The 9,716-nt window shown below is 44.4% G+C and carries 9 protein-coding genes and 1 tRNA gene; 1 reads left to right on the top strand and 9 read right to left on the bottom strand.

Features of this window, described 5'->3' with window-relative positions:
* Positions 1 to 361 precede the first annotated feature (361 nt).
* The 7 genes from ABIL39_06905 to ABIL39_06875 all read right to left on the bottom strand — a co-directional run bounded on the left by ABIL39_06905 (position 362) and on the right by ABIL39_06875 (position 6,688).
* A complete protein-coding gene (locus tag ABIL39_06905) occupies positions 362 to 2,881 on the bottom strand; it encodes a prolyl oligopeptidase family serine peptidase (GenBank protein MEO0165848.1) in 2,520 nt (839 codons plus the stop codon).
* A gap of 124 nt (positions 2,882 to 3,005) precedes the next feature.
* Positions 3,006 to 4,307, bottom strand: a complete 1,302-nt coding sequence (gene ffh, locus ABIL39_06900) for a signal recognition particle protein (GenBank protein MEO0165847.1) — start codon at positions 4,305 to 4,307, stop codon at positions 3,006 to 3,008.
* Positions 4,292 to 4,942 carry a ribulose-phosphate 3-epimerase gene (gene rpe / locus ABIL39_06895; GenBank protein ID MEO0165846.1) on the bottom strand — a complete coding sequence of 217 codons (651 nt, stop codon included), beginning with the start codon at positions 4,940 to 4,942 and terminating at the stop codon, positions 4,292 to 4,294. The genes ffh and rpe overlap by 16 nt, the downstream gene beginning before the upstream one ends.
* Entirely contained in the window at positions 4,939 to 5,643 is a 705-nt protein-coding gene (locus tag ABIL39_06890; GenBank protein ID MEO0165845.1) for a PASTA domain-containing protein, read from the bottom strand. The genes rpe and ABIL39_06890 overlap by 4 nt, the downstream gene beginning before the upstream one ends.
* On the bottom strand, positions 5,640 to 6,368 hold the full coding sequence (locus ABIL39_06885) for a PASTA domain-containing protein (protein MEO0165844.1): 729 nt from the start codon (positions 6,366 to 6,368) through the stop codon (positions 5,640 to 5,642). Before ABIL39_06885 ends, ABIL39_06890 begins: the two co-directional genes overlap by 4 nt.
* A 25-nt stretch (positions 6,369 to 6,393) precedes the next feature.
* Positions 6,394 to 6,482, bottom strand: a tRNA-Ser gene (locus tag ABIL39_06880).
* 17 nt (positions 6,483 to 6,499) lie between these two features.
* A complete protein-coding gene (locus tag ABIL39_06875) occupies positions 6,500 to 6,688 on the bottom strand; it encodes a twin-arginine translocase TatA/TatE family subunit (GenBank protein ID MEO0165843.1) in 189 nt (62 codons plus the stop codon).
* 121 nt (positions 6,689 to 6,809) lie between these two features.
* Here ABIL39_06875 and ABIL39_06870 point away from each other — a divergent pair, with 121 nt between their 5' ends.
* Positions 6,810 to 7,709, top strand: coding sequence for a DMT family transporter (locus tag ABIL39_06870; GenBank protein ID MEO0165842.1), 900 nt, complete (start codon positions 6,810 to 6,812; stop codon positions 7,707 to 7,709).
* Here the strand turns inward: ABIL39_06870 and ABIL39_06865 are convergent.
* Entirely contained in the window at positions 7,689 to 8,825 is a 1,137-nt protein-coding gene (locus ABIL39_06865; GenBank protein MEO0165841.1) for an MFS transporter, read from the bottom strand. The two genes, ABIL39_06870 and ABIL39_06865, sit on opposite strands and share 21 nt — an antisense overlap.
* A 113-nt stretch (positions 8,826 to 8,938) precedes the next feature.
* Positions 8,939 to 9,712, bottom strand: coding sequence for a sulfide-dependent adenosine diphosphate thiazole synthase (locus tag ABIL39_06860; GenBank protein ID MEO0165840.1), 774 nt, complete (start codon positions 9,710 to 9,712; stop codon positions 8,939 to 8,941).
* Positions 9,713 to 9,716: the final 4 nt, after the last annotated feature.

Genomic DNA, 9,716 nt, shown 5'->3' with positions numbered 1-9,716 from the left:
TTGAAAAAGAATCAAGAGACAAATCCATTTTTATCACCCCCACCTTAATCCTCCCCCATCAAAGGGGGAGGAAAAAGTGAGGAGTACTCAGCCATTTTCTCAAATTTTTATGCGCTTGATTATTAGATGCAGATACCCTGGGATTTAAAAAATTTATGCGCAGGCTAAAGCCTGCACCTACCATTTTACCGGTTACCATCTCAGGTCGGCATTTTTTATTTATGCAAGGCGAAAGCCTTGCCTACAAAAGTATCTAACGCTAAATCATTGATTAACCTTACAAATCTTCCCCATGAGTTTCATCGTTCCTTGTAAAAATATAGAGAGGACTCAGCTTATTGTCCGCATGTTACGGGCGAATTTATTTTTTTTTAATCTCCCCATTGTTATCAAAAAATCCACAAGCGACTACCCCTGCCCAACCCTTCTGAGCCGCTGTCCCATCCCAGATGATGAAATCTGGCAGTCCCGAACCCGAATAAATCACCGGGAAAAGACCGATATATTGCTGGGCTGCCTTGGTGGTAGCCGAATACAAAAGAATTAGTTTTTGCCTATTCAAAGGATTAGGATAAACTTCCATCAGGCATAAATCCGGATTCTTTAATCTCTTACCGTTGATTGCAATCCGCTCGCCATCCGCACCCGAACTAAAAAAATTTATCGGAAGTTTATCGTTTATCTTCTTGATCAGAAAATTGGTACGCGCACTCCCGAATAAGATCAGATTGAAATTTTTGATATGTTCTGCGGTCACCGCACTATCGGGAAGGATCTCACAACGCCCATTCGCCCGCAGCCACCAAGTATAACTCTGCAGTCGTGCCTGATGGAGATTGTTTTCGGTATCAATTGAATCACCGGCTGTGCCGTAGACCAGAATAAAGGGGTTGAAATATACCCGTTTTATCGGTCCCGAAACTGATTTTTCTTGCGTCCAATCATGGTATTCAAAACGGGTAACCCAGACACGATTACTTTTCCAATCAAAAGTTAGGGCGCAACTCTGTTTAAATTTTATTTCTTTTTCTTTCCCGTTCACCACCAATCGCACCGCTCCTGGTTGAAGATATGTGGTGTCAAGAAAGATGGTAAAACGTCTGATATTCTGAATTGTGACGATAATATCGGTCCGTGGCGAGTAAGGGTCAGCAATCTTAACAATTTTCGCTTTAACCCTTCCATCCTGATGATTATTTTCCAGTTCATCAATCCTCAGCCAATAGGCGCGATTTGCGTGGTGGATGTCCGCGGTGTAAAAAATGATACTATCCGGGTAGGGATTTCTTTTTTTGGTTTTTAAAAAATCCATCATCTCCTTTAAATCCACACAATCAATACCGGGTGTGGAATCAATGTCCCACCAATGGACCTGCCCAGGAATTTCTTTATAAACGAAATCATAGTTCAATTCTTTTAAGAATTGCGCCATCATCCGGCTATGCACCGGCGGCACATTCTCATCAGCGCCGCCATGGAGGATGTAGATTGGCAGATTCAAGGCATTTTCTAAGAATACCAATGGATTATCCTTTCTCAGAATCATATCCCGGAATTTCAACAGTTCGGGCTCGGCAAAGATTTCGCTCCGTTGTAAAAACCAGGGAAGATAGAGCCAAAAATTTGTCCAGCCGGCACTCGGAGCAATCGCTGCAAATAAATCTGGATGGGCTAAACCGATATGCCAGACACCGTGACCACCCATCGAATGGCCAGTGAGGTATACATGGTTTTCATCAATCTTGAAACTCTTTTTCGCATCCGCAAGGACCTCAAAAAGATCGAGTTCACCCCAGTCCTGCCAGTCAAAGCCATAGCGCCGTCGATTGGTTGGTGCTACTATATAAGCCCAGTCTTTCGCGTCATAACTCAGAATCTGCCTTCGGGCTTCAACATCGGCACCGTGGCAGGAGACTATGAGGGCATAAGTAGACTCAGGGATAAAATTTCTCGGCGGCAGGATGCTGTAATACTGACAGGAATGGTCTATTTGAGAGATAAAGGTGCGGGCATAAGGTTCGTCCGGTCTCTTTATCTTTATCCATACTGAATCATACGCTTGGACTACATCATTCCCTACCTGAATCTGGACCTGGATGCTCTCCCCTTCCTCAATTACTCCTGCGGTCTGGAGGGGAACTGGAACCTTAAGCAATGTCTGGGGAAAGAGTCTTATCCCGTGGTACTCGGTCCGCAAAATTTTTCCACCGCCGATTTCAATCTTTAAGTCATTCAACATTTGATTTGTAGTATTCATAATCGGCACCCCGAGATAACCATTATAAGCCTCACCACGGATAAAATCGGGTAGGGTAAAGTCGTGGATGATGAGCAATGCAGGGGGATGGGTGAAGATTTTAAAAGTGAAAGAATGTTCTCCAAAACCCATGGGCTTTAATATCACCTTGTTTATCCCCTTATTGAGGATCACCGGTATCATAACATAACCATCCTGGTAGAGATCGCCCGGATAAATGCGACCATTTAAGATAAATGAACCCACACCCTGGGCACTTACCAGGGCAGTGCATTCCGTCTTACTCTCAAATACCCCATAGAAAATACTTGCGCTCATCAATCCAGCAACACCATAATACTCTTGAATGCTCACCCAGGGTATTTCTGAATATTCCACTTTCACATGCTCATCAGGGGTGGAGATTTTTCCCCATCTAATCACTCCCCCTGGTGCGAGAAAACTGAAGTAATTTTTGGTCGTATCGGGGTGAAAATCGGGCGAGCGTAAAGCGAACTCCAAACCGGTGATGCCCTCCCGTACTCCCACCGGGAATGGTCCTAAATACCACCACTCATTTATGATTATTGTATCATTGACCGGACCCACTGATGCAGAGATGGATAATAAAATTAGAAATGCCATCTCTCACTCCTTTATTTTTTGCTCAGGTTAATTTAGCATCGCTGGAACCGTACATCTACCAGCAGGAACCGTTGAGCAATTATCAATGTAGTACGGGTCTTTAATAATTCCTGCATTTATTATCTCACCTAAACCTGAAGGGTATTTTACCGGGCAATTTTCCCTGAGCCATTCTTTTCAATAAATCTCGGGCATAAAAGAATTGTTTGAGCAACTGGTTAACTTCGGCGACGGTCGTTCCGCTCCCGGCGGCAATCCGCCGGCGCCGGGAACCGTCGATAATCTCCGGATGCTCTCTTTCCTTTTTGGTCATGGAGTTTATGATCGCTTCAATCTTTTTAAATTCCTTTTCGTCGATGTCGCTCTCCTTCACCCCAGGAAGCATCCCGACAAGTTGGGAGAGCGGTCCTAATTTCTTTATCGCCCGCATCTGCTCCAGAAAATCAGCAAGGTTCAAATCACCGTGAGCAATCTTTTTCTGGATTTTTGCCTGGTCAACTTCTTTTTCAATGGATTTTACTTTTTCTACCAGACTTACTACATCGCCCATGCCCAGAATTCTCTGGGCAATCCTTTCCGGATAGAATTCTTCCAGACCCTCAATGTTTTCACTTATTCCAATAAAGTATAAAGGAACTCCTGTAACCCGGGCAATTGACAATGCTGCACCACCCCGGGCATCACCATCAAGTTTGGTCAAAATCACCCCATCAAGTCCGACCTTCTCTTTAAATGTCTTCGCCTGATTTACCGCATCCTGTCCGGTCATCCCATCGGCGACCAGAATTTTATAATCGGGTTTAACCGCATTATGAATCTGAATTAATTCAGCAACGAGCTCCTCATCAATGTGCAGTCTACCCGCGGTATCAATAATCATCAAACCGTAACCTTCTTTTTCCGCAGTCATTTTTGCCTCCTGGACGGTCCGGAGCGGGTCGCCATTTTGCAAAGGGAAGACCGGAAGGTTATTTCTTCTCCCCAACTGAGTCAGTTGCTCCACGGCTGCCGGCCTTTTTGCATCGGCAGGCACGAGCAGCACTTTGCGGTTCCGAAATCGATATGCAATCTTGGCCGCAGTCGTCGTTTTACCCACACCCTGGAGTCCCAAAAGACTTACTATCGTCGGACCGGTGTTTTTAAAGTTGAAAGTGTGGGGATTCTTTCCCAGCAATTCTACCAGTTCTTCGAAAACAATCTTCATGATCACTTCTCCTGGATTAAGCCGTTTGTCAAGGCTCTGGTTCAATGCCTTTTTATTTACATTATCAATGAACTCCTTTACCACCTGATAATGAACATCTGCTTCCAGCAAGGTAATCCGCAAGTCTTTTAGTAAGGCATCGATTTCAATCCTGGTAATCCTGCCGTATCCAAAAACCTTTCTTTTGAAGATCTGAAATTTATCGGTCAGATTTTGGAACATCGCAGATCTCTTATTGCTTTTTTATAATCGCCTGTCTTAAAAATTCCCGCACCAGCCACCAGAATATCTGCACCAGCACGTCTAATATCGCCGGCATTCTCGCCATTAATCCCCCCGTCCACTTGAATCAAACATTTGAATCTTTTTTTATCTATGTAATCCCGCGCCCTTGAAATTTTCTTCAAAACCTCAGGTCTAAATTTTTGTCCATAAAACCCGGGATTGACGCTCATTATCAAAAGATAATCAAGCTCCTCAATAAATTTCAGTACCCGGGTTAAAGGTGTCTCGGGATTGAGGGCAATTCCCACCCGACATCTTTTACTCTTAATCATCTTTATGCTCTTTTTTACATCGGATACGGTCTCAATATGAAAAGAAATCCAATCCGCACCTGCTTCAATAAAGCGCTGAAAATATTTTTCCGGATGGACAATCATCAGATGGGCATCCAGTTCAAGAGCGGTGAGATTATTTATTGCCTCCACAATCATCGGTCCAAAGGTGATGTTAGGCACAAATACCCCATCCATGATATCAAGATGAATTAAATCCGCTCCGGCTTTTTCCACTTTTTTTATCTCCAACTTCAACCTTGTAAAATCCGCAGCAATTATGGAAGGAGCGATTTTCATTTCACCACCATGAGATTGATGGTATCCCCTTTATCAACCAACTGGTCCGGCTGGGGATTCTGAACAATAATTGTCCCCTTCTCACCGGTTCCCTCAATCTCAGTCACCGAACCAAGAATCAAACCAGTTTTATTTATCAACACCTTTGCGGAATCGAGTTTCAGTCCGATTAAATTTGGTGTTTTTAATAAAATCCCTTTGCTGACAATGATTTTTATCTCATCGCCCTTTTTTAACTCCGTTTCGGGTTCAGGAATGGTCCGGATAATCCTCCCGGTGGCAATGGAATCAGAATAGAGGGAATCAATTTCTTTTACAATTAGCCCAACTCTTTCCAGTATCTGCTGGGCACGTGCGAGATCCAAGCCAATGAGCACCGGCACCACTACTTTCTCCGGACCCAGGCTGACAGAAAGGTTGATTATTCTCCCTTTTTTCACCCTTGTATCCGGCAGTGGCTCCTGGATAATCACCCGCCCTTCTTCAATGATCGGGTCATAGCGCCGTTCCCCGATTACCGGTTGCAATCCTTCTTTTTTGAGAAGGGCGGTTGCTGAATCGAGTGGCATATTACAGACATTGGGAACAAAAATTTCTTCACCCCGGCGGACAAGCACCGGCATCAATAAAAAGTTCGCCAGTAACAGTCCAATGGCGAAGAAGATGAGAACGATTATTAAATAGCGCAGGAACCGTTTCACTGGTCAAGGACGGTTGCCACGGTCAGATCTATCTTTGACCCCTTTTTCGCCTTCGTCCCTGCCCTGGGATTCTGCGCCATAACTATCCCCACATCAAACTCGGTGCTCACCTCATAACTAACACTTCCGACAACAAATCCTTTCTCTTCGATTATTCTTTTGGCAGTGGCATAGGCCCGACCAATGACCCGGGGCACTTCAACCGTCTCCGCACCACCGCTCAAAATAATGGTGATGGCATCACCCTTTTTCGCCCGCATCCCCGGTGCGGGCTGAGTAGTGATTATTTTATCTTTATCAACGGTTGCATGCTCTTCGGTTTTGATCTCACCGATCCGCAAGCCTAATTCATTCAATCTTAATGTCGCCTCGCTCAAACCCAGTCCTTTTAAATCCGGTATTATTACATTCGCTGAACCTTTGGAGATAAAAACGGTAACGCTCGATTTATTCCGGACTATCGAACCCGGTAAGGGGGTCTGCCGACAGATCTGATTCTCCGCAAATTTTTCACTCTCTTCTTCCCCTCCCACCACAAGTAATAATCCACGGGTCTCGGCAATCACCCGCGCTTGCTCAGGTGTGGATCCGGTAAAATCCGGAATGACGACTTCGCCTGTTTTACTCACCGGTAAAATAAAGAAGAACACAAGGCAGACAACCACTGAAGTAATAAGGGAGACAAGAAACGAAATCAAAAATATTTTCCCACCATTATAATACATGTTCCTCCTTTCTTAAAATCAAATACGGAGAGGGCGGGATTCGAACCCGCGTTCCGCCTTTCGGCGGAAACACGATTTCCAGTCGTGCTCCTTGGGCCACTCGGACACCTCTCCGGCAAAATTTTACAAAATCAATCTTCCTCTTCTCTTCCTTTCTTTTCACCCTCTGTGCTCTCGGAATTCTCTATCTCGTGGAGACCTCTCTTAAATTCTCGCACTCCTCTTCCCAAACTTCTTGCCAATTCCGGAATCTTCCGCGCGCCAAAAAGAAGAAGCACAATGAGCAATATCAGCAGAATCTCCTGCCAGCCTAAATTCATTTAAAGCCTCCTTAGGACAAGTATACGGAAAATAGTTAGAATGTCAAGGTGGGGACTTATCTAAATAGGCTCGGTCTTCCAACCCTTGATATCTTCTTTAATTTTAGTAAAATAACACGCTGTGGATAATCAGAAAAAAGCCTATCTTTTCGCCTTTATCGTCATCCTTTTCTGGGCTACTGTCGCCTCGGCATTTAAAATCACCCTCCGTTTTGTGAATAACATCCAGCTCGTTTTCTGGGCATCCCTCACCTCATTATGTGCCCTCTTTATCATTTTAGTCATGGAAAAACGTATCAACGAATTTCGGCGGTATTTCAAAATCTTCTGGACCAGCCATCTCCTATTGGGTTTTTTGAATCCATTTTTGTATTATCTGATCTTATTCAAGGCTTATTCATTACTTCCAGCCCAGCAAGCCCAACCTTTAAACCAGACTTGGGCAATAGTCCTGACTTTTCTTTCAGCGTTGCTCCTGAGACAAAAAATCGGGCTGAAGAGTTTTCTTGCCCTCTTCATCAGTTTTTCCGGGGTTGTGATTATCTCCACCCAGGGGAAATTCACCACCCTCAATTTTTCCAGTCCCTTAGGTGTCTTTCTGGCCTTAGCCAGTGCCTTTGTATGGGCATTTTACTGGGTATTAAATCTACAGGAAGTCCGTGAACCGGTGATTGCATTATTTTCTAATTTTATCTTCGGCACAATCTTTATCCTCTTTTTGATGATATTTTCAAAACAAAATTTTGTGCCCCATCTTTATGGAATCATCGGTGGAATATATATTGGTATCTTTGAAATGGGAGTGGCTTTTTATTTCTGGCTTAAGGCCTTGAGTCTTTCCTCCACCACAGCCCGAATAACCATCTTGGTTTATCTGGTACCCTTTCTCTCATTGCTCGTAATCCGACTGACCGTTGGAGAGGTGATATCATTATCCACTGTTCTCGGGTTATTACTAATCATCTGTGGCATCCTCATCCAGCAGTTAGATCTCATCAAGTTAGCGAAAGAAAACAAATAAAAGGATACTGGAGACGAGGTAGAGAAACCCTGTGGTAAAAAAAGGCGGGGCATATGAAGAAAGTTTTTCAATCAATAATCCACCGATACTCGCGCTCAATCCCCGGCCCGCAGTCCAGGCGATGATTAAAAGGGCATTGGTGAAGGTCTGTTCTTCTTTGTGAACCTTTTCCATGGCAAAATTGGTGAACAGAGGCTGTGCCATGTTCATCAGTGCTGCCCGGACCAGAAATGATACCACTGCCAGGGTGATGTCACGGGTTATACCCATCAAGAGTAAAAAGGGGATAGAAAAAAGCTGGGAATAAAAAACGGTTTTTATCTTACCAATCTTTTCCGCAATGAGGGGGGCGAGTAAAAGTCCTGTGATCATTAATGATTGGGAGAGACTGAAATATATCCCGATCTCGTGCGTCGATACCTGGAGGTGGTTTTTAAAATAAAGATTCATAAAGGGAATGCTCAGCCCGGCTCCGAGACCGGTAACCAGGTTAGGAAGAAATAACTTTATAATAATCGACCTGCTGCTCCTGAAGGCAATCTTTAGGGGTGATCGATCAATTCGAATTCCCATCTTTTCTGTAAGCATCAAATAAGGAATGAAAGCAATCATCACCATACCCCCGAAGAGATACAGAGTATAACGATAGGTCAGTTCACCAGCAAGCCCATGCCTTTCAATCATACCTGGGAGCACTCCACCCAAAAGACTGCCGATTATTCCGGCAATCAACGCCGCGGCAAAGTTTAAACTGAACAGATACGGTCGCTCCTGAGGTGTGGAATTCCGCATAAAAAATGGAGCGGCCGCTACCTGGAAAAATACCATGGCAATCCCCGAACAGAAACTTGCTCCAAGGAGAAGCCCATACTGGTGGGTGGAAACCTGAATAAAATAGCATATCAAGGCACCTGGTGTTGATAAAAGCAAAATTTTCTTGATCGAGTAGCGCTCGATGATTATGGATGCCGGTATTGCCATGAGCAATGTCCCTGCGGTGCTGGCGGTGATAATATTTCCAATAAGACTTTCGCCGAGGCTTACGCTCTTCAGATAGAGATTAAATAAGAGCATGAAGCCTGAAAAACCCATTCCCATAAAGAAAGTGCCAGTGATGAATAACCAGCAATTGCGGGAGATGAGTCTTAAATTTTGGCGGTAAATCCTTATCGCTTTGAAAAACTTATTTCTAAGGTTGGAGATAATCTTTAAAGCGACTGAACTTCTTTCTATCTCAGTTTCTTTATTAATATTTCTGCCACCTTCCTGCCGGACAACAGCATCCCCCCAAATATGGGACCCATCCGAGGTCCACCGAAAACGGCATTTGCCGCCATGCCACAGACAAAAAGACCAGGATAGACCTCACGCGTGTTTTTTAAGGTCATACTTTCGGCAACCTCAGCCCACATTGACTTCTCGCCTTCAATTTTACCCGAGGTAGTCAAAAGCCTTCCGCCACTTTTTTTCTCCACAATATGCACGATCTCACATGGATGGCCCGTTGCATCAACTACCGCTTTGGTTTTGAATGTCAGAGGATCGATATGGAGTTTTGCCATCTCTACACTCGTCCAGTTGACCACCACTCCGCAAACACGATCCTCTTTTATCACAACATCCTCAATCCTAATCAGATTGAAGACCTTCAAACCCTGCTTCAAAGCCCGGTCCACAAGGCAGGCTGTAGCCTCCAGAGAGTCCGCAACATAATATCCCTTTTCATATTCCTTATATCTTATCCCAAACTCCTCCAGAATTTCCAGTCCTTGTTTTTGCACCACAATTTTATTGAACATCATCCCACCACCCGGCATGCCACCGCCGAGCTTCAATCCGCTCTCAAAAAGGACTGTCTTAATACCCTTCTTTGACAAGTAATAACCCGCGCACAAGCCTGAAGGTCCTCCACCCCCGATGATTACCTCTGAGTCGATGTAATTTAGAAGGTCTTTGAGGTAAGTCTCAATTATCGCCCTGGAGATAATTACTTCATCAAGCATGTTT

This window comes from candidate division WOR-3 bacterium, from assembly GCA_039802205.1.
Classification (GTDB): Bacteria; Hydrothermota; Tepidihabitantia; order SM23-42; family JAOAFX01; genus JAOAFX01.
The sequence above is the reverse complement of the archived record's forward strand: the minus strand, read 5'-3'. Positions and strand labels throughout refer to the sequence as shown.

Excerpts from the sequence above, each read along its gene's own strand:
- ABIL39_06905 (MEO0165848.1), bottom strand. The coding sequence starts at position 2,881 with ATGGCATTTCTAATTTTATTATCCATCTCTGCATCAGTGGGTCCGGTC.
- ffh (MEO0165847.1), bottom strand. The coding sequence starts at position 4,307 with ATGTTCCAAAATCTGACCGATAAATTTCAGATCTTCAAAAGAAAGGTT.
- rpe (MEO0165846.1), bottom strand. The coding sequence starts at position 4,942 with ATGAAAATCGCTCCTTCCATAATTGCTGCGGATTTTACAAGGTTGAAG.
- ABIL39_06885 (MEO0165844.1), bottom strand. The coding sequence starts at position 6,368 with ATGTATTATAATGGTGGGAAAATATTTTTGATTTCGTTTCTTGTCTCC.
- ABIL39_06875 (MEO0165843.1), bottom strand. The coding sequence starts at position 6,688 with ATGAATTTAGGCTGGCAGGAGATTCTGCTGATATTGCTCATTGTGCTT.
- ABIL39_06860 (MEO0165840.1), bottom strand. The coding sequence starts at position 9,712 with ATGCTTGATGAAGTAATTATCTCCAGGGCGATAATTGAGACTTACCTC.